The sequence below is a fragment of the Burkholderia sp. 9779_493 genome, from assembly GCF_015712215.1.
GTDB classification, from domain to species: domain Bacteria; phylum Pseudomonadota; class Gammaproteobacteria; order Burkholderiales; family Burkholderiaceae; genus Burkholderia; species Burkholderia cenocepacia.
Window position 1 is genome coordinate 1 of record NZ_JACCQA010000035.1, and the last position, 19092, is coordinate 19092.

Here is a 19092-nt window from a genome sequence, read left to right on the forward strand (position 1 = left end):
TGCATGTGCCGGTAGGCTACTGATGACGGAACATCAGGTTCCTCGTCGGGGTTGCCCCCGTTGGAACAATTACTCAGGCGACTTCACGTCGCACGCGTTTGATGAACTCGGACGGCTGGTAGCCGCCCTCGCCAAAGCCAAACTCCATATTGGCCATAGCGCGTTCCATGCGCGTAGCCTGGCGGTCGGAAAACACCAGCTCGCCGTTGCCGTCCATGAGGTTGATGAACTCATGGATGTTGTCGCCCAGCATCGACGCCAGGAACCCGTCACCGAACTTCTGCATCAGCTTCTGCGCAGTGACTTGCCCGATGGTCGGGATGCGCTTCAAGGCTTTCAGCACGGCCGAGGACTGGTCGCTGCCGGACAGGCTGCGCGGGCGGATCAGCGTCCACAGGGGCGCGGCGCAATGGCTGCACTTCCTGCGGTACTCCTCGGCTTCGAGCGCGACCGGGTTGACCGGCTCGCCGTCGAGGTCGGTGATGACCGTGCCGCAGTCAGGGCACGCTGCCACGTCGCCATGGCGGGTGCGCCGCGTGGTGAAGACGGGCTTCCAGTGGAATCCCATCCGCATCCGCACGCGCCCCAGGACAAAGAACTCCTGGCCCGTGGGCTGCACACCCAACTGCTCGCGCAGCTTGATGAGTTTGACCAGCGTATCCGGGCCGTTGAGCACCCAGACCTTGGCGCCTGCCACCGTCTCCTGGATCTCACGCCGCCACTTGTAAACAAGGTGCGGCGGCGAAAGTACCAGGGTGCGGCAGTAGCCTTCGGCGTTGAGAACGGCGGCCGTGGCGATGCCAACGGTCGTCTTGCCGCAGCCCATTTCGCCATTGACGATCGCGGCGCGTTCGCCACGGTCGATCAGCAGCTCGGCGGCGGCATGGACGACTTCGGCCTGAGCCTGGAACAGCTTGCGCTTGAGGCTGGCGACGACGAGTTGGCGATGCGCCTGCGGTTGGCCGGTATAGACCGGCGGGTTGGCGCGGTTGAGCGAGTCGAGCAGTTCGTCGCCGAACTCACCGACGAAATCCTGAAGGCTCAGGGTCAGAGGGGATGATTCCGCGTCGAGCAGTTCGCCCTGTACGGGCGCGGCGTCAGCGGCAGTGGTTTCGAGATCGAGGGACATGGTGATGCTCCAATGAAAAATGGGGCATGCACCACCCCCAGCGGGGCAATGGCACGCCCCGTGGTGGGAAGTACATCGGCGCGCGGCCGAAGGTGGTTGAAGATGCTGGCCTGAGTGGCCTGCGGGTGAACCGTGCTCAGTCTTCGGACGGCAGCACGATGGCGGTGACACTGCGCCCCGCATCGGTGATGATGCGAATGGCGAGTCCCGGGTGGATCACATAGTGCGATTCCAGCGACGCGCCCGATTGAAGTGCAACGCCGTTGGCGTGCCATTGGTAGACGTTGACGTCACCCCAGTCGCCACGGGTGTGGCGCCTGAAGTACGGAATCGGGTCCAGGCGACCCGCGCGGACAAGGCGATCAATGCCTCGGCTGAAGATGAGCGCCCCGATGGGGAACGCCAGCCTCTGGCAGTAGGTTTCGATGCGATGCGATGCCATGGGCTCCTCCTTGAAAGGCTATTGAGCCACGACACCCCTGGCGGAGTGAAGTGGCTCCGTCAAGTGGATGGGATGACGAGGCGGCGCCTTCAGATCAGGTCGCGCTCTTCGGGAAGCTGGACCACCGTGGTCTGGTGGTCTTCGCTGGTCTTCACGAGCAACACCAGTTCCGGCGTGATCCGGTACTGGGAGATCATCAGGTTGTCCTGTTGGATTGCGACGTCGTTGGCTTGGCGGGTGGCCTCATCGATCTCGCCCCAGTCCCCGCGCACATGGCGCTGGACATAGGCCAAGGGGTCGATCAGGCCTCGCCGAGCCAGCCAATGCACCTTCTCGCTCAACTTCAACGTACTCGGTGCGAACAAGGGTTGCTTGCGCGGCGCAGGCCGCTTGAATGGATTGGGGAACATGGTGTTTCTCCTTCGAGGTGGTACAGCAGGACGGCAGCGCGTCCGGTGGATCAGCGGATGGTCAACACCTCGCCCCGTGTCGGGGAGCCAGGCGTCATGTCCCACGCGCGGATGACAGGCACGAACTTGTCGGTGAGGATGCGTGTCTCGGCGATGGAGCCGTCTTCGCGTTCGGTGAATTCCCGCTGGAGCGTCTTGTCCTTGTGGGTGTCACCTTTGACGACGAGCACGCGCCCCGTCTGGGAGCGCACGACGCCGGAGATCGCGCCCGCGGCCAGAGCCAGGGCGAGATGCCAGTGGGACAAGGCCCGCGCCGGTGGACGCAGCGACTGCTGCGCGGTCCCCAAGTGCGTGTCCAGCGACGGCCAAAGGCCTTGCAGCCGGCCAACCTCGTCGGCGAACTGTTCGGGCTCCATCGTCACGCGGAAGAAATGCTCCGGCTCGGCCGGACTGGCGGGGACGATGTACGGCAGGAACGGCCATTCGCTCGGCAGTTCCTCGGCTTCGACTTCGCCAAGCCCAACCTGCAGCAGCAGATTGCGCACGGCCTTGACGCCATCGGGTGCCAGCTCCCGCTGACGGACCCGGCGGCCGAAGATCACCACCTGCTTGAACTGCGTTTCCACCGCTCGGTAGATACGCAGATCGGTGTAGTGGCGCGTCAACCAGCCGACCAGCTCCGCGTCGAGCACGTAGCCGGGGACGATGAAGACCAGCACGCCGCCGTATTGCAACAGCGACAGCGAACGCTGATAGAACAGCTTTTCGAGGCGGGCACGGCCCTGGCCCTGATAGCCGATGTTGCCGTTGACGTCCTTGGACAGGTCGCCATACGGTGGATTCAGCCACAGTAGTCCGAAGGACTGCTTGGAGATCATCGTGTCCATCAGGTCCGCGTGCAGGCAGTGATCGACCAGGCCGCGGGCATGGCGCGCCCGCTCGGCGTCGAATTCGACGGCGAACGCCTTGGTCTGTTCGCGCCCGAGGGCATGAGAGGCTTCGGCGATTGCCACGCCTTCACCGGCGCAGGGATCGAGGATGCACATCGGCCCGTCGCTGGGCATCAGTGCGTTGAGGGCTCTTTCGAGCGTGGGTTCGTCGGTCGGGTAGTACCCATTTTTGGCGAAATTGCGGGCGAGCCGCGGGAACATGAGAGCCATGGGAGTCTCCTGGTTGGCGGGGATGAATGACGGAAGCACGCCAAGGCGTGCCTCCGAGGGTGGGTCAAGCCGCTACCGCTTCCGGCGTCCAAATCTTGGCCGGATAGGGATAGGCGGTGAGCGCGTCACTGCGGATCAGGGAGCCCAGCGCCAAGCTCAGCGCCGGCACGTCGATGGCGAGCCGATGGCCTTCCAGCGGCCCGAGGGCGAACGGAAGGCGGGCCAGCATCTCGCGGCTTTGCAGCAGTTCCAGCACGGTCTCGCGCCAGTGGTCGAGCAGCGGCAACGGGCAGGTGTCCCGCACCAGCATCCACAGGCGGTCAAGCCGGTGGGCGCTGTCACGTGGCAGCAGTGCCAATGCGCTGGCGTTGGCCTTGTCGGGCTTGACGCAGCGCCGGTCGAACAGCCACACGTTGGACAGCGAACCGAACAGCGTTCGCCGGTAGGCGCGCGTGATGCGCTTTTCCAGGCGATCGACGTTGCCGATGAATACCGGGACGCTGCCGCCCTGGTCGGTGATGACGTGGAACTGGTCCAGTCCCTGCTCGTCGCGCCCGAGGGTCAGGCGTGCAAGGAACTGCTGGACGGCGGTGTCCCGCGCCCAGATGGACAGGAAGATCAGGTTGCCCTGGTCATCGCCGACGCAGGCGTCGGCCATCACGTCCGGGCATTCGTCGATGCGGTACAGCGTGGAAGAAGTGTTTGCGGGCATGGTGGTGTCCTCGGATGAACGGGAACAGCACCGCCCGCTGGGGCAAGTACTGCCCCAGGGGGTGGAAGAAAACCGCTCAGTCCGGCTCGAACTGTTGGGTGTGCGGATTGAAGTGAAGCGCCTCGTCCACCGCGGTGATCGGCGTGAAGCCGTCCAGGTAGATGTTGTTGAGGTACTGGTCGCGGTAGGTCAGCGCCTGCCGTGCCTGCTCCTCGGTGAGGCCGTTGTCGATGAAGTACCCCAGCATTTCCTCGTCGGAGGAAACTTCGTCGTTGGACAAACTGCCTTCAACGAGCTTCAACAGCGAGAGCGGGAGTGCAGCCAGGATCGGGTCCATGTCGGTTCCTCCTGGCTCAGGCCAACAGCGCCGCGGCGGGTGCCGTGACAGCCGTGGGTGTGCGCCGCCGGGCGTGGTAGGCGCGAACGCCTGCACGCCAGTCGGCGGACTGCTCCGGTGCGAGGTCCAGATAGGACAGCGGGCACGAGTAATAGTACGGATGCATGGACTCTTCCAGCGGCTTGTAGCCCCACTGGTTGCCGCTGCGTTCCAGCAGATCGCAGCGGATGTAGCGCAGGGACTGGCCCGGCGCGAGATCACGATGCACACCTTCGACCTTGGCGGTCAGTTCGACCACGGACCACAGCACGTTGCCGCGCAATGCGTGAGCGATAACCTTCGCGCTGACGCGCTCGGTCTGCTGTGGTGCGATCAGTTCCGCGATCAGTTCAGACCGCGATTGGGGAGAGAAATACCAGCCCATGAGAGGCCTCCTCGAAAAGTTGAGCTGGAGGCCTCCCCGTGGGGAAGAACCCCCAGTGGGTGATGGAATGCCGCAGGTGCAGCGAAGGAAAACCTATGCCTTGGCCTTAGTCCCAGTCGTCATCGTCGCGATCACAACCGGCCGGGCAGCAGCCGAACTCGATCCCATGCGAGCAATAGCCATGCTCCGCATTCCAGTCCTGGGTTTCCTGCCGTTCGGCAGGTGTTGCGTAGTCCCATTCCTGGGCCGCGATTTCGAGAGCCTGAGCACGTTGCTCATCCGGCAAACGATTGGCCTGTGCGTCGATCGCCGAACTGAAGAGCGTCACGTAGTGGTCGTAGGACAAGCCGCAACCGCGCTGGGCGTGTGCGGCGGCCGCCTTGCAGAGTTCCCGCCACGCGGGTTCATCCAACGTTGAACGCGGGGTATCGCAAGCGATGGTGAACATAATGGGGACCTCCAGAAAATGGCCAGGGCCTCCCCCGCATGGGGAAGGAACCCCGGCAGGTGGATGAAGAACACCGCGCATGCGGCGTCTGCTCACGCAGCTTGTGGTTCGGCCTGGCGGCTCCACTCCTGCGTCTTGAAGTCCAGCGCGTAGCCCAGCTCGCCCAGGCGGGCGATCTGCGCGCGCAGGGTGCGGCGGTCGATGGTCGAATCCAGTTTCACGGACTCGCCCAGCGGCCACAGCAGGCCGAACAGCGCGGCGTCACCGTCTTCGGTGCTGCCGGGGGCAGCGGCCGCAGCAGGCGGTGGCGCATCCACGCCGAAGGGCGTGGTATCGACCAGCGGGTCCGCGGACGCCTGCACGGGTGCGGGCTTGGCAGGCCTGGATGCCTTGGCGGGCTTGGCCGGCGTTGCCGCAGGCTGCGCCCCTTGCTCTTCATCGAGCGGATCGACGTCCTGGGTGGCGAAGCTGCGGGCTTCGTCGCGGCTCAGTTTGTCGATGCCATTGAGCGTCATCCCGTCGAGGCTGGCGCGGATCTCGAACCGCATGCCGCCCCCGACCGGGTAGGACTTCGGAAAGATGTAGCGGATCACAAACTCCCCGTCGTATTTCCCTTCGGGGTACTGCTCCAGTTCCGGGTCTTTGACCTCGAACGTACCGAGGTGCGTCGCGAGGCGGCCGACCGTGAACGGGCCGTTCTTGCCGCGAATGGTGCGCAGCGTGAGCTGGCCGGGGACGACGATGGGCGCGACCGATTTCTCGGGTGCCGGTGTGGCTGCCATGATGGTTCTCCTTGAAGAATAGGAAAAAGCAAGGCCCCGTGAGGGGCCATGCCGGATCAGAACGAAGCAGCCAATGCCGGCTCCTGCTCCTCGACTTGCGCCTCGGGCTCGCGCTCGGCGGGCTCGGCAGGCTGGTCTGCAGCGGGGTCGGCAGCAGTGTCGATGGCTTCGTCGGCTTCGGACGCGGATGCGTCTTCGGCCGGCGACGCCTCGGCTTGCGCCTGGCTCGTCGGATAGACCTGGGTACCGTCGATCTTGATGAGACCGATGTGGACCAGCGTCGATTCCAGGCTTGCGGCCGGTTCCCCGGCGTGCTCGCCCTTGGTGCGGATGTACGGATCGATCTTCATGTCGTTCAGACGGAAGGCGATCAGGACCTTACGGTCCCCCTCGATGGCCTGGACGCACCGGCGAGCCAGATGCTCGGCTTCCGGGGTGGCGACGATGATGTCGAAGTACCGATACTCCGGTTCATCGACAGGCCCGGCCAGTGCTGCGACCGTGCAAGAGAGGAACGAGTCGCCAGCCTTCGGGGTGACGTCCTTCACACGATTGAGATAGCCGATGCCGCGGGTGATCAGCTCGTGCTGCTCGATCGAAGCCAGTTCGGCCCGGTCGATCAGTTCGGCCTTGAGCAGTCGCGCCTTGAGGGACGCGGCGGCCTGACCCTTCTGCTCACCCTTGTCGCGGATGTACGCATCGCCCCACAGGTCACCGAGGCGAAAGCGCACCAGCGGGCGCTGCTTGGGATCGTCAACGCCGATGTAGCGCTGAACGAGCTTCTTGGCCTCGGCTCCCGAGACCTTGACGTCGAAGTAGCGGTAGCTGGGGTCCCGGGCGGGGCCGACCAGCGCGGCGATGGTGCAAGCCAGGAAAGGCTGCGCACGGCGGCCGCCCCGGACGGGCACTTCACGGACACGCTGGATGTAGCCGATGCCCGAGGTGTGGAGGTCGAAATACGATTTCTCGTTGGACGTGGTGTTCATGGTGAATCTCCATTGGGATGAAGCGGAGACACACCGGCCCACGCATGCGGGGAAGGTGCGTGACCCCGCGGTGGGTTGATAAGGCGAAAGCATCCGCCACCAGAGGCTGGTGGCCGCTCGCGGAAGGATGCGGTGCGAGCTGGCTCGGTCACGCAGTGGGAACTGCGCCGCAACCTCGAAGACCGATGGTTGCCTGGCATGTCGCTGACGACGTCAGCAGGCATGGGGCCAGCATGGCGGGGCCTCGCGCGCGCGGCAGCAATCAATCGGCACCCGGGCGCTTCCCTTTGTCCGCGCCACCCGGCGCCTGTCACAGGCACTTGGCGCCGCGCAGGTGCTCGGGGGTATCGGCGCGCGGACGGCCGGGACGGCTCCAGGCGCCGCCACCGCGCGCGCCGATCAGCCGCCAGCCGGCGGCGCGCAGGCTGGCGCCACCTTCGTCGGGCATGGTGTAGGTGAGCAGGCGTATGTAGCCCAGCGCCCTTGCCGCCTGCCAGGCCGCGCCGTAGAGCTTGCTGCAGGCGCTGGGTGTGCCGTCGGTGCACAGCCGCGTGACTTCCAGCGTCCAGGTGCCGCGCGACCGGGCGGCCGACAATGGCCACGCCGTGGATCAGGTCGCTGTCGCTCAGCGTGACGGCCAGGGCGAACTTCGCGCCCTGGACCGGGCGGTGGTGGCGATGGTGCGACAGAACGAATGCATTGGCCGTGCGCAGCGACACCGGTAGGAGGTGCAGCCTCGGCGAGGTCGATGGCGTGTTCATGCGGTTGTCTCCGGTGGCATGCCGGCGTTGTGGCCGGCGGGGCGTGCCTCGGCGGCTGGAGACAAACGCGCACGCGCGGCGATGGCGGCGGTGCGAACAAAAGAAGGCCCCCGATGCGGGGGCTGCGAGGCGGTTGCCGCGTCAGGCGGGAGGCACCACTGCTAAGGACAGGTGCGTGGCGGTGGCGGAAAGCACGAGATCGTCCGCCGAGTGCTGGAGGCGCGTGAACAGGCCGTCCTTCGGGTCGAAATACTCCGCGAAGTCATCGCCGCCCAGCTCGCGGCCGGCGAGGTGCCACCAGTCATCGAACGGGTCGGTGTCCGGGTTGCATCCGACGGCGTAGGCGAGCAGTGCCTGGCGCCCATCCGGGCGACGCTCCCCACGCTCGGCGAGGAAGTACACGCCCTGATCCTTGACCAGGACAATGCGGCACTGATTGGGGACGTCTCAGAAAACGGAAAAAATCGTACGCTAAGCCGGTTGCAGCGGTCGTAGCGGCCTGAACTTGCCCGCGCCGATCTTGGCGCTGCTGCGCCAGAGGTAATCGCCGGTCAGGTTGATGTGCTCCCAGCCCAGCGGCGACAGGTACTGCAACAGGGCGTCATCGACAGTCTGGCCGTGACCGCGTAAGGCGTTTGAGGCCCGTTCCAGATAGACCGTGTTCCACAACACTATGGCCGCCGTCACCAGGTTGAGGCCGCTGGCCCGGTAGCGCTGCTGCTCGAAACTGCGGTCGCGGATTTCGCCCAGCCGGTTGAAGAACACGGCGCGGGCTAGCGCGTTGCGGGCTTCGCCCTTGTTCAGTCCGGCATGCACGCGGCGGCGCAGCTCGACGCTTTGCAGCCAGTCCAGGATGAACAGCGTTCGCTCGATGCGGCCCAGCTCGCGCAGCGCCACGGCCAGGCCGTTCTGGCGCGGGTAGCTGCCGAGTTTCCTGAGCATCAGCGAGGCCGTCACCGTGCCCTGCTTGATCGAGGTGGCCAGCCGCACCTTGGCGTTGATCGCCTTGCCGGACGCCTGGAACTGCTGCTGATGCTTGTGCTTGGCAGCGTTGAACAGCTTGCCCAGGATGCGGTCGTGCAGGTCGATGATTTCGTCGGTGACGGTGGCCATGCCCTCGATGGCGAGCGCACCAGGGTCGCGTAGCGGCGCTGTGCCTCGAACTTGGCCAGATCGGCGGGCGTCATCTGGCCGCCTTCGCGGGCGATCTTGAGCAGGCGGTTCTGGTGCACCGACCGCTCGATGCCGGAAGGCAGGTCGAGCGCCTGCCAGGCTTTGAGGCGCTCGATGTGTTCGAGTATGTGGCGCGAGTTCGGCTTGACGGGCGACTGGCGCAGCCAGGCCAGCCAGGTCGTCTTGCCGTTGTCGTGGCGCTTGAGCAGATCGTCGAGGCGGTGCCGGTGGGTGGCCGACAGGGGATCGGACAAGGCCGCGTAGATGCGGCGGTTGGCGCGGCTGTAGGCGTTCATCGAACACCTCCCTTTTCCTCATCCGGCGCAACAGGACAGTTGCTTCACGTCCTTGTTGAAGGTCTGCGCCGCGAGCTTCAGTCCCTCGACCATGGTCAGGTAGGGGAACAACTGGTCGGCCAGCTCCTGCACGGTCATCCGGTGGCGGATCGCCAGCGCGGCCGTCTGGATCAGTTCGCCCGCTTCCGGCGCGACCGCCTGTACGCCGATCAGCCGCCCTGAGCCAGCTTCCGCCACCAGCTTGATGAAGCCGCGCGTGTCGAAGTTGGCGAGCGCCCTCGGCACGTTGTCGAGCGTCAGCAGCCGGCTGTCGGTCTCGATGCCGTCGTGGTGCGCTTCCGCCTCGCTGTAGCCCACGGTCGCCACCTGCGGATCGGTGAACACCACCGCCGGCATCGCCGTCAGGTCCAGCGCCGCGTCGCCGCCGGTCATGTTGATCGCGGCGCGCGTGCCGGCCGCCGCCGCCACATAGACGAACTGCGGCTGGTCGGTGCAGTCGCCGGCAGCAAAGATGTGCGGTGCGCTCGTGCGCATGGCGCGGTCGATGACGATGGCTCCCTGCGCATTGACTTCGACGCCTGCCGCTTCAAGGTTCAGGCTGCGCGTGTTCGGCGCGCGACCGGTGGCGACCAGCAGCTTGTCGGCGCGCACTTCCCCCTGCCCGGTGGTGAGCACGAATTCCCCGCCCGCATAGGCAACGTGGCTCGCCTGGGTGTGGTCCAGCACCTCGATGCCCTCGGCGCGGAAGGCGTCTGTTACGGCTTCCCCGATGGCCGGGTCTTCTCGGAAGAACAGCGTGCTGCGCGCCAGGATCGTGACCTGGCTGCCCAGCCGGGCGAAGGCTTGCGCCAACTCGACCGCCACCACGGAGGAACCAATCACGGCCAGCCGCTCGGGGAGCGAGCTGCTTTCCAGCGCCTCGGTGGAGGTCCAGTGGGGTGTGTCCGCAAGGCCCGGGATTGGCGGAAGCGCCGGGCTCGCGCCGGTGGCAATCAGGCAGCGGTCGAAGTTCACCTCGTGCGTGCCGCCGTCAGCGGTCGCCACGGTCAGCGTGCGCGTGTCCCTGAACCGGGCCTCGCCGCGCAGCATGGTGATGGCCGGAGTGCTTGCCAGGATGCCTTCGTACTTGGCATGGCGCAGCTCCTCGACGCGGCCTTGTTGCTGGGCCAGCAGCCGCTCGCGCAGTACAGCGGGCGCTGCGGCCGGCAGGCCAGCATCGAACGGGCTTTCGCGGCGCAGGTGGACGATGTGCGCGGCGCGGATCATGATCTTGGACGGCACGCAGCCGACATTGACGCAGGTGCCGCCGATGGTGCCGCGCTCGATCAGCGTGACGCGGGCGCCTTGCTCCACGGCCTTCAAGGCAGCCGCCATCGCCGCGCCGCCGCTGCCTATCACAGCCACGTGCAGCGCTTGTTCACCGCCAACATGCTTCGTTTCGCCACCGAGCCAGCCCAGCGCCTTGTCTAGCAGGCCGGCAGGCTTGTTCGGCGTGTCGGTAAGCCGTGCGCGATAGCCGAGCGTGGCCACTGCGGCAACCAGCGGGGCCACGCTCACGCCTGCATCCGCCTCGATTTCGGCCTGCCGCTGCGGATAGGACACCGAGGCCGCGCGCACGCCGGGCACGTTCGTCAAAGCCTGCTGGACGTGCTCGGCGCACGACGTGCAGGTCATGCCTTCGATGTGGAGGGTGATCGCCTCGGCCATGATTACGCCCTCACTGCTTGACGCTGGACGGGTAACCCGCGTTTGCGGTGGCCTTGGTCAAGGCGTCGGCATTGGTCTTGGCCTCGTCGAAGGTGACGACGGCCTCCCGCTTCTCGAAGCTGACTTCGGCCTTCTCGACGCCGGCGACCTTGGACAGAGCCGTCTTGACCGTGATCGGGCACGCGGCGCAGGTCATGCCGGGCACCGACAGGGTGACGGTCTTGGTGGCAGCCCAGGCGGGCGCGCTTAGAGCGGCGGCCAGGGCGATGAGGGTGGTGAGGGTGGTGAGTTTCTTCATGGTGATCTCCTTTCAGTAGAACAGCGGCAGGACGTAGGGAAACGCGAGGGCAACCAGAACCAGGGCGGCCACGATCCAGAAGATCACCTTGTAGGCAGTCCGCACTTGGGGCACAGCGCAAACGTCGCCGGGCTTGCAGGCATGGGCTGGTCGGAAGATGCTGCGCCAGGCGAAGAACAGCGCGATGAGCGCTGCGCCGATGAAGATCGGCCGATACGGCTCCAGCACGGTCAGGTTGCCGATCCACGCGCCAGAGAAGCCGAGCGCGACCAGGACAAGGGGGCCGAGGCAGCAGGCCGAGGCGAGGACGGCCGCGACGCCGCCGGTCGCCAGTGCGCCGCGGCCGTTCTTGGGTTCCGACATAAGGTTCTCCTTCCGGGACTTCGCTTGATGCTGTAACGTTACTTCCGTAGTCAACTACGGAGTCAAGCGCCATGGAGAACGCTCAAGAGAATCTGACCATCGGGGCCTTCGCCAAGGCAGCCCGGGTCAACGTGGAGACGATCCGCTTCTATCAGCTCAAGGGCTTGCTACCCCAGCCGGAGCGGCCCTACGGTCGCATCCGCCGCTACGGGCAGGCGGACGTGGCGCGGGTGAAGTTCGTGAAGTCAGCCCAGCGCCTGGGATTCAGCCTGGATGAAGTCGGCCAGCTCCTGAAACTGGAGGACGGCACCCATTGCAGCGAGGCGGCCGAACTGGCTGCTCACCGGCTGGCCGATGTGCGCGCACGCATGGCGGACCTCACGCGGATGGAAGAGGCCCTGTCGACGCTAGTGAGAGAGTGCAACGCGCACCATGGCAATGTTTCCTGCCCGTTGATCGCAGCTTTGCATTGCTGCTAAAGGGCCCACTTCGGCTCTTAGCGTACGATTTTTTTCCGTTTTCTGAGACGACCCCTGATTGGCGATGGCTTCGGTCAGCACGGGGCGCAGGTCAGCGCCTTTGAATCGCAGTGACATGGATGAAATCTCCTGTGTGGAAGAATGAGAAAGGCCTCCATCCGATGGGATGAAGGGCCTGTAGTGCACGCGGCCGGAACGGCTGGAACGCCGTGGCGGATGCCTCGGGTCAGCCGCAGGACCGCCTGGTTTCGCTGCGGGGCGTCATGCCGGGACGGCCTGGCGCTTGCGGGCCGCTTTCGCGTCGAGGATGCTCACGTCGATCTGGCGCCAGCGCCCGTCGTCGATGAGCCTCTCCAGCACTTCGCCGAGCATGTCGAAATACACCTCGTCGTGCCGATCGACCAGTTCGACCGATTCACCGTTCTGACGGTGCAGTTCCACCACGTAGGTGTCTCCGCCGCGGTCGTAGAGGATCGTCACCCGGCCCTCGAACTTCGCGGTCGAGACCGTGAAGCTGATCGCCGGCGGGGTCTCGATGATCTTGGAGGGCGTGGGATCGACCCAGGTGAAGTCGCGGGCACCGGCATCCACCAGCATGTGGGTGATGCGCCGGAAGCGATCGGGGGCCGGCATCTCCTCCAACTGCTCGATGAGCTGGCCCAACTCCATGCACTGCGGCGTGGGAATGGGCAGCTTGGCCGGCGCCGAGCCGAGGATGTGCCTCGTGATGGTGTACGGCGTGCCGTCCGAAGTCTCCTCGGTGATGACCTCCGGCGTGTCCGCGCGCAGTCCGTCGAAGCGACGACGGGCATAGGGTTGGACATGCACCTTGGCGCCTTCGGCAGGAACCGTGGTCACCAGGCTGGGATCGAGCACCGCGAACTCGGAAGGCTTGAGCTTGACGACGATGGCATCGTCGGTCGCGGCGACCACCTTGCCGTCGAAGGGTTGGGGGTCGATGGCGAAGCCCAGCGTTGAGGACAGCGGCTGATCATCGAACACGCGGTACTTGAACGACCGCACGTTGCGGGGCACATGGCCTGCGACCAGCGAAGGCATCATGGATTTGATGAGGGAACGATCCATGGGGAAACTCCTTGAGGAAAAACAAGGGATTCCCCGCCCGCAAGGGAGAGGTCCCTTGTGGGTGGCGTGGATGGACGCGGTAGGTCCGTAGGAAGAAACGACCAGCACGGTTTCCCGCGCTTGCAGCCTCGAAGGTCTCGACTGCCTGGGCATGTGCCGGCAACGCCGACGAACATGGGGCAAGCATGGCCCTGGGGCGGTCTGCCTGCCCGCAGGAAACGGCACCGCACCACAACCGTTTTCCTGTGCTGCGGGCAAGAAAAAGCCCCTCGAAAGGGGCTGGAGGAATCAGGCTTGGTACACGAAGTAGTGCTCGCGCTGACGCGGAAAGAACACGTGTTTCCACGTGTCGCCGCTTGTGTTGCCACCGTCGAAGACGACCATTTCGTAGTCGTCCACGTCGGTGTCCACCAGGTCGGCGCTGGCGATATGGCGCATGTGCAGCGTGCCGCTCATGCGCTCGAATACCAGGATCTGGCCGATGGCATCTTCCTGGCTCATGGCGTTGACGCAGGCTCCGAGTTGGTGCTCGAAGTCGGATGCGGGTGTGATGAGGTCGGGGAACATGGGATCGCTCCTGTGAAAGTGCGCCGGCCCGGCTCTCTGGCGGGAGACCGGGCCGGCATGCGGTGAGGACAAGGAAGGCCGGGGATGTGTGTGGCAGCTATTCGCCGGCCAGCGATAGGCCCGGCAACACGGGTGCGTCGGCATCGAGGATGAGGATGCGCACGTCGGCCTGGCCGGCCAGTTCAAGGATCTGTGCCAGCTCGTCCGGCATGCCCTTGCTGCGGTGCTCCTGCCGAAGCTGCTCGGCGGCGATCCCCTCGACGTCCTGCAGGTGCTGGTCCGTCCAGGGCGTGGAGATCAGCTTGACGCCGATCGCCGGGCTGTAGGGAATCCGGAACGCGATGAACAAAAAGGCCTCCGGCGTCGCGAGGTCAGCCAGGTTGGCCAGGTACTGGCCGGTTTCGCGGCTGATGTGCGCGCTGCTGATTTCCCAGCACCGGCTGTAGTAGCCGGTCTCGAAGCTCAACCGCTGCACGACTTCCCGTGCGGCCTCGGCCGAATAGGTGTCGCCAATGTGGACGAGGCGGCCGTCGAAGTCGTCGCCGTGGATCGCGTACACCACGGCACCCACCATGCCTTCGCCGCTGCCCCCTTCAGCCGCGTCGCATTCGGCGATCAGTGCGGCGCCGACAGGTTCGGTGCCAGTCCTGACCACCGCGAAGTCGCTGGTGATGATGCAAGGAGAAGAAACCAGCGCCGCGTCGCAGAGGTGCTGCTGGCTCGGGTGGATGTTTCGCCAGACATGCGGGCTTCCGTCCTCGTAGCTGATGGACAGCGTGCGGACGATTTTCAGATTCCAGTAGCCGCGTAGAAAGGGATTGGGATTCTGGGACATGGGATTTCTCCAACAGAATAATGATGGAGCAAATCCCCGCCACCGGGAATTGACCCCGGTGGGTGGAAAGAAAGGAAACAGCGTCAGGTGACGCTGATCGTTGGCGTTTGGGCCAATCGCTCGGCGACGCGCCGGCGCAAATTCATGCGGAATGGCTCGTCGCTGACGCCCGCCAGCAGATTGATGGTCTCCAGCGCGATCAGGGCCGAAGCCTCTTCGATGTCGGCGGCCACAATGGTCTTGCGCAATTGGTCGCCGAGCTGGAGGGCCTGGGAGGAGGAGCTGATGAAGCGGACCTCGCGGCTCAGGTAGCAGCCGTTGCCGCCGAACTCGAACAGCCGCGGCTTGCTGCAGTACCAGCAGCCCTCGAACTGGATGGCGGTCAGGTGGTGCCCGTCATCGAACCGGGTGGCGATCAGAAACAATGCGTCGAGATCGGCGGTGTCCTCGAACGAATGACGGTCGATCAAGTTCCCCAGCTCTTCGTCCTCATCGGCACGGAAGTGCACGGCGAGCAGTTCGAGCAGCGGCGGGATCGACAGCCCTTCGTCGTCCGGCATCGGAATACCGAGTTGCGTGGTCAGGTCTTCCAGGCCATCGAGCACGTCCGGCCATTGCGGATTGGTGGTCTCGGCGATCTGGGCGATGTAGGCCTGCCCGTTGCCGGGGTGGCTCTCGTCCAGCGCGAAGGCGCCGAACAGCGCCTGGATGACGGGCGTCACACGGTCGAGCACGAGAACGCCGGTGGCTTCGTAGTAGTTGTTGGCCATGAAGGCTCCTTTCGATGAATGAACGGAGCCAGCCCTTGCGGACGATGGCATCCGCAGGGGAAACCGCCTGATGCCGGATGGCGCTGGGCGGGGAGAAAACGCGAGGGACATGGCCTCGAACGAGGCGCATGTCCCTCATGGGGTCCCGTGAACGCAGTGATGAAGGTGTGCCAGGGACCGGCTCACCAACCGCTGTAGTTCAGCAGCAGGTCGGCGATCACCTGGCGACGTGGCAGATCGAGGCCGTCGAAGTCCGACAACCCGTTGAAGTGGCAGCGCTTGAGCATGGCACCGCCCTCGCGCGCGTTGTAGAAGCTGACCATCGCGGACAGGAACATGCGTTCCCCGCTGCTCAGGACGCCGAGGGCGTCGTTGAGGCGCAGCATGTCGGGACGCAGATCCCACTTGCTCTTGGCCTGGTTCAGACCTTCACGGGTGCCATCGCCAAACCATTGCGGGCCGGCGATCTCGACACCACGCTTCCATGCCTCGAAAAAGGCTTGGGGCGCGGCGCTGAAATGCCGTTCTTCCCGAACGATCTGATCGACGACTTCCTGTGGCAGTAGCTGGTTCATGACGTGATTCCTCCAGTTGGATCAGGGAATGGCGAGCTGGGACCAGCCGCCTCTTTCGAGGGCACGTTGAGCCGCGGCATGGCTGCGGAAGTACTCACGAGATTCCCGCGAGACGGGACCTTCGGTATCGCGCGTGCCGATGTAGTGGCCGGCGGCGCTGTGCAGGACTTCGAGCGGCAGGAACTTGCCGCAGTAGGTCAAGGCCAATTGACCGAATCGGCCGAAAGAGGCTTGCTGGGACATGGATGGGCTCCTTGGAAAAGCGGGGCCCTGTCCCTCACGGGATGGCAGCTCCCGCACGCGGTTGAAAAAAAGCATCAGCGTCTTGGGGACGCGCGTCCGCGCAATGGATGCGATGCGGACTGGTGGGTTGCGCGGAGAGAACCCCGCGGCAGCCTGAAACCCTGGCTGCTGGCATGTGCTGACGAATCAGCGAACATGCGGACAGCTTCGTGAGGGTGCCGCGCCACGTCAGTTGGAAATCGGCATCTGGTCCAGCCCCGATTGATGTGCGCAGGGACAAAGAAAAGCCCCGCAACGAGTGCGGGGCGGTCATGACGGTGCGGTGAGGCTGGATCAGCGGGGCTTGTCGCCCAGGACATGCTGCTTCCAGATGGCGAATGCCTCGTCCGCTGGCAGCTCGGCCAGGATGACGATGGGCTGGTCCTGTCGGCTGCGCAGCTTTGCGAAATATGCCGCGCGTTCGGCAATGGCCTTGAGCTTGATGCCCTTGAGGAACAGCAGCCGGCCGTCCTTGATGAACAGCACCTTGTTGCCGATGTCGCGGTTGAACGCGGTGCGCAGCTTGCGCTCTGCGTGCATGGCATCGGCCAACTGGTCCACGAGGAAGTCGAGCGTCATGTCGATGAGAAGTGGCTCGTCGTCCTCGCGCTCGACGTCGAGCGATGCCGGCGGCAGGCTCTTGGCAAATTCCTCGGCTTGGGCCAGCAGCGCGGCCTGGCCTTGCAACGCGCGCACGAACGTCGAGCCGCCGTGTCCGTCATTGCGGGCTTCGGCGATGGGCCTGCCGTCGAACATGACGGTGGCGGTGAAGCACAGCGTTTCCTCGCTCGCGAAATCCGCGACCTTGAGGTTCTTGAGCGTGATGCGGTCTTGTCGGGTGATGGTGTCCATGGAAAGTCCTGATATCGACCGGGTTGACGACACGCCCCTGACGGGACGCGGCATACATCCCGTGGGTTGGAGGAAGGTGGCATCGATGCCCGGTGGGCAGCGTTCGCCGGAGAGATGCCGGGGCGAACTGGCGGGTGGCGTGGGAGGAACCCACGGCAGCCTTGACACCCTGGCTGCTGGCTGTTGCCGATGCGTCGGCAATGCAGGAGGGAGGATCACGCGGCCCGCCGGCCGCGTCGTGCATCAATCCGAAGCGCTCGATCCCGTCTTGTGCAGGCACTGCACCAGCCGCTGGCCCAGCCACGCGACGCACGGCACGGCCATGGAGTTGCCGATCGCCTTGTAGCGCGGCGCGTCGGCGGAGGGCCTGCCGCGGTACGGCACCAGCGTGTAGTCGTCGGGCATGCCTTGAAGCCGCTCGCATTCGACCGGCATCAGCCGACGCACCCGCCACTGCGACCAGTCGCCCGGACCGGGGTTATTCCAGTCGTAGCGGAAATGTGCCTCGAAGTCCGGTGCCAGCACATGGGGCTTGTCGGCACCGCCGCTGCTGGTGCGCAGCGCGGTCGAGACGCCATCGCCCAGTTCAGCGGCCAGGCCTTCGGTGCGACCGCGCAGCGCCACGCCGATCACCATCGGCCGGCCTTGGCCCGGCTTGCCGCCACCCGTGGAGAGCGTCCCGGCAAGCTGGCCGTGGCCGGATTCCAGCCGCAGCTCGCCGCGCGAGTTCTGCGCGAACGCGATGGCCGGCACCACGCCGGCGTTCGCGTGGCTGAGGCGATGTCTGCCGGCACGCAGCGTCGGTGCATGGTTCGTCGTCGCATCCGCCCCGCAGCCCTGTGCGGTGAAGGCAATGATCGGCACACCCTTGCCGGTGCCGTCCTCGCTGCAGCCCTTGCCGCCGTTGGCGGTGCTGAGCGTGTGGCTGATGCTGCCCGCGATGGACTGCGCCACGAAGGTCTCGACCTCGAAGTCGTTCTTCGGGCCGGGCGCCGCGGTCAGGCAGGCCGCGACGTCGATGGGTCCTGCGGTCTTGCCCCCGCCGAATCCGAACGTCACCGTGGCCTTGCCGTAGGGCTGCTTCAGTCCTGCATATCCCGAGTACCAGCCTGCTGCCGCAGCGCCCGATCCAGCAGCGCCGGCAGCGTCTTGCCACGGCGCGAAGCCCGGCGAAGAATCCCCGCGCAGGCCTGGGCGCTCAAAAAGTACCTCGGCGGGATCGACGCCACCTCCACCACTTGCCACAAGAAACACGCGACGGCGCCGTTGGGCGACGCCGAAATATTGAGCATCGAGCAAGCGCCAGGCGATGCGGCGCCGGGGTCCAGACACACAACCTGCGTGCGCCCATTTTTGCCCTGGCGGTTCGAGCGCACGGCTTTCGCCGGCCAGTGCGCCCAGGAAGTGTCCGAAGGCGTTGCTGCAGTCGCTGAGGACGCCGGGGACGTTTTCCCAGACGAGCGTTGCCGGCGGGCGGCGGTCTTGGCGGCGGGTTTGGTCGATGGCATTTGCAAGCTCCACATAGGCAAGGGTCAGGGCGCCGCGCGGGTCAGCCAGGCCACGGCGGGCGCCGGCCACGCTGAACGACTGGCACGGCGTGCCGCCGACCAGGAGGTCTGGCGCGGGCACGGTGCCGGCGCGGACCTGGCGGGCGATCGTGGTCATGTCGCCCAGGTTGGGCACGAGGGGGTTACGGTGGGCGAGCACGGCGCTCGGGAACGGCTCGATCTCGGCGAACCACGCGGCTTCGAGGCCGAGCGGTTGCCAAGCGAGGCTCACGGCCTCGATGCCGCTGCAGACGCTGCCGTAGAGCAGCGGCGTGTTGCGTGGCGGTGCGCAAAGTTTCGGGTGCATGTCGGTCTCCTGTTCGTATGGCGCAGGGCCATCGCCCTGGCCGGGGCGTTGAAAGGCAGGAGAAAGGCGCCGAAGGCCCCAGGGGCCTTCGGCTCGGGAGGAAAGAAGAACCACCCGTGGGCTGATTGGCAGGCCCGGTCGTCGCTAGAACCGTCTGCTCATCCAGCAATCACACCCGGCCCATGTCGTGGCTGGGGCCGGCATCGTCTGGCGCACATCCGCGCACAAAGGGAGCCCGTTTTTGCGCCGGCGGGCACCGGCACCGAATACCGCTGACCACGAAGGGTCTCCGGGTGGCTCGCACAGGCAAGCCATCGGGGGACCCTTCGCAGCGTGCGGAAGAGATGCGGACGGGGAGAACGCG

Annotated in this window: 22 protein-coding genes and 4 pseudogenes; 1 reads left to right on the top strand and 25 read right to left on the bottom strand. The window is 65.7% G+C overall.

Features of this window, described 5'->3' with window-relative positions; genetic code table 11:
• Nucleotides 1-94: 94 nt before the first annotated feature.
• From H0X95_RS28135 to merT, 17 genes and pseudogenes are all read right to left on the bottom strand, one after another.
• A pseudogene (locus tag H0X95_RS28135) lies at nt 95-1129 on the bottom strand (DEAD/DEAH box helicase); the annotation flags it as partial.
• A 136-nt stretch (nt 1130-1265) separates the two neighbouring features.
• Nucleotides 1266-1571 carry a hypothetical protein gene (locus H0X95_RS28140; RefSeq protein WP_011804740.1) on the bottom strand — a complete coding sequence of 102 codons (306 nt, stop codon included), beginning with the start codon at nt 1569-1571 and terminating at the stop codon, nt 1266-1268.
• Nucleotides 1572-1660: 89 nt separating this feature from the next.
• A complete protein-coding gene (locus tag H0X95_RS28145; RefSeq protein ID WP_003098896.1) occupies nt 1661-1981 on the bottom strand; it encodes a hypothetical protein in 321 nt (106 codons plus the stop codon).
• Between the two features lie 50 nt (nt 1982-2031).
• On the bottom strand, nt 2032-3165 hold the full coding sequence (locus H0X95_RS28150) for a DUF6094 domain-containing protein (protein WP_302478251.1): 1134 nt from the start codon (nt 3163-3165) through the stop codon (nt 2032-2034).
• Nucleotides 3166-3205: 40 nt separating this feature from the next.
• Nucleotides 3206-3853, bottom strand: a complete 648-nt coding sequence (locus tag H0X95_RS28155; protein ID WP_003098901.1) for a hypothetical protein — start codon at nt 3851-3853, stop codon at nt 3206-3208.
• 76 nt (nt 3854-3929) lie between these two features.
• Complete coding sequence (locus H0X95_RS28160; protein ID WP_003098905.1) at nt 3930-4190, bottom strand: hypothetical protein; 261 nt, start codon at nt 4188-4190, stop codon at nt 3930-3932.
• 16 nt (nt 4191-4206) lie between these two features.
• Complete coding sequence (locus tag H0X95_RS28165; RefSeq protein WP_011804742.1) at nt 4207-4614, bottom strand: hypothetical protein; 408 nt, start codon at nt 4612-4614, stop codon at nt 4207-4209.
• 106 nt (nt 4615-4720) lie between these two features.
• A complete protein-coding gene (locus tag H0X95_RS28170; RefSeq protein ID WP_023108442.1) occupies nt 4721-5062 on the bottom strand; it encodes a hypothetical protein in 342 nt (113 codons plus the stop codon).
• Nucleotides 5063-5154: 92 nt separating this feature from the next.
• The gene (locus H0X95_RS28175) at nt 5155-5844 is read right to left on the bottom strand and encodes a DUF3275 family protein (RefSeq protein ID WP_011804693.1); all 690 of its coding nucleotides are present in this window, start codon (nt 5842-5844) and stop codon (nt 5155-5157) included.
• Nucleotides 5845-5900: 56 nt separating this feature from the next.
• A complete protein-coding gene (locus H0X95_RS28180) occupies nt 5901-6830 on the bottom strand; it encodes a DUF3577 domain-containing protein (RefSeq protein ID WP_011804694.1) in 930 nt (309 codons plus the stop codon).
• Nucleotides 6831-7140: 310 nt separating this feature from the next.
• Nucleotides 7141-7591 (bottom strand): annotated as a pseudogene (locus H0X95_RS36075) (XF1762 family protein).
• A gap of 141 nt (nt 7592-7732) precedes the next feature.
• Nucleotides 7733-8029: pseudogene (locus tag H0X95_RS28190) on the bottom strand (DUF3085 domain-containing protein); the annotation flags it as partial.
• Nucleotides 8030-8062: 33 nt separating this feature from the next.
• A pseudogene (locus H0X95_RS36400) lies at nt 8063-8581 on the bottom strand (Tn3 family transposase); the annotation flags it as partial.
• Complete coding sequence (locus H0X95_RS36405; protein ID WP_003098931.1) at nt 8545-9060, bottom strand: Tn3 family transposase; 516 nt, start codon at nt 9058-9060, stop codon at nt 8545-8547. The pseudogene H0X95_RS36400 and the gene H0X95_RS36405, both read right to left, overlap by 37 nt.
• An 18-nt stretch (nt 9061-9078) precedes the next feature.
• Nucleotides 9079-10767 (bottom strand): mercury(II) reductase, encoded by a 1689-nt coding sequence (gene merA / locus H0X95_RS28200; RefSeq protein WP_196446301.1) that lies wholly within the window; start codon nt 10765-10767, stop codon nt 9079-9081.
• A 10-nt stretch (nt 10768-10777) separates the two neighbouring features.
• A complete protein-coding gene (gene merP, locus H0X95_RS28205) occupies nt 10778-11065 on the bottom strand; it encodes a mercury resistance system periplasmic binding protein MerP (RefSeq protein WP_003116826.1) in 288 nt (95 codons plus the stop codon).
• Nucleotides 11066-11077: 12 nt separating this feature from the next.
• The gene (merT, locus tag H0X95_RS28210) at nt 11078-11428 is read right to left on the bottom strand and encodes a mercuric ion transporter MerT (protein WP_011804695.1); all 351 of its coding nucleotides are present in this window, start codon (nt 11426-11428) and stop codon (nt 11078-11080) included.
• 71 nt (nt 11429-11499) lie between these two features.
• Here merT and merR point away from each other — a divergent pair, with 71 nt between their 5' ends.
• Nucleotides 11500-11907, top strand: coding sequence for an Hg(II)-responsive transcriptional regulator (merR, locus tag H0X95_RS28215; protein WP_003098939.1), 408 nt, complete (start codon nt 11500-11502; stop codon nt 11905-11907).
• 261 nt (nt 11908-12168) lie between these two features.
• On the opposite strand, the gene H0X95_RS28220 is transcribed toward merR, so the two are convergent.
• The 8 genes from H0X95_RS28220 to H0X95_RS28255 form a co-directional block, all read right to left on the bottom strand.
• Entirely contained in the window at nt 12169-12993 is an 825-nt protein-coding gene (locus tag H0X95_RS28220; RefSeq protein WP_003098941.1) for a hypothetical protein, read from the bottom strand.
• Nucleotides 12994-13281: 288 nt separating this feature from the next.
• On the bottom strand, nt 13282-13560 hold the full coding sequence (locus H0X95_RS28225; protein WP_003116828.1) for a hypothetical protein: 279 nt from the start codon (nt 13558-13560) through the stop codon (nt 13282-13284).
• Nucleotides 13561-13657: 97 nt separating this feature from the next.
• The gene (locus H0X95_RS28230) at nt 13658-14395 is read right to left on the bottom strand and encodes a DUF5983 family protein (protein WP_175202487.1); all 738 of its coding nucleotides are present in this window, start codon (nt 14393-14395) and stop codon (nt 13658-13660) included.
• Between the two features lie 83 nt (nt 14396-14478).
• Entirely contained in the window at nt 14479-15165 is a 687-nt protein-coding gene (locus H0X95_RS28235) for a hypothetical protein (RefSeq protein WP_175202486.1), read from the bottom strand.
• A gap of 182 nt (nt 15166-15347) precedes the next feature.
• Nucleotides 15348-15740: a hypothetical protein gene (locus H0X95_RS28240; RefSeq protein WP_003050375.1), complete on the bottom strand. Its 393-nt coding sequence runs from the start codon at nt 15738-15740 to the stop codon at nt 15348-15350.
• Nucleotides 15741-15761: 21 nt separating this feature from the next.
• Nucleotides 15762-15983 (bottom strand): hypothetical protein, encoded by a 222-nt coding sequence (locus H0X95_RS28245; RefSeq protein ID WP_003120032.1) that lies wholly within the window; start codon nt 15981-15983, stop codon nt 15762-15764.
• Between the two features lie 333 nt (nt 15984-16316).
• The gene (locus H0X95_RS28250) at nt 16317-16874 is read right to left on the bottom strand and encodes a hypothetical protein (RefSeq protein WP_023108433.1); all 558 of its coding nucleotides are present in this window, start codon (nt 16872-16874) and stop codon (nt 16317-16319) included.
• 243 nt (nt 16875-17117) lie between these two features.
• A complete protein-coding gene (locus H0X95_RS28255) occupies nt 17118-18728 on the bottom strand; it encodes a DNA cytosine methyltransferase (protein ID WP_175202485.1) in 1611 nt (536 codons plus the stop codon).
• Between the last annotated feature and the right edge of the window lie 364 nt (nt 18729-19092).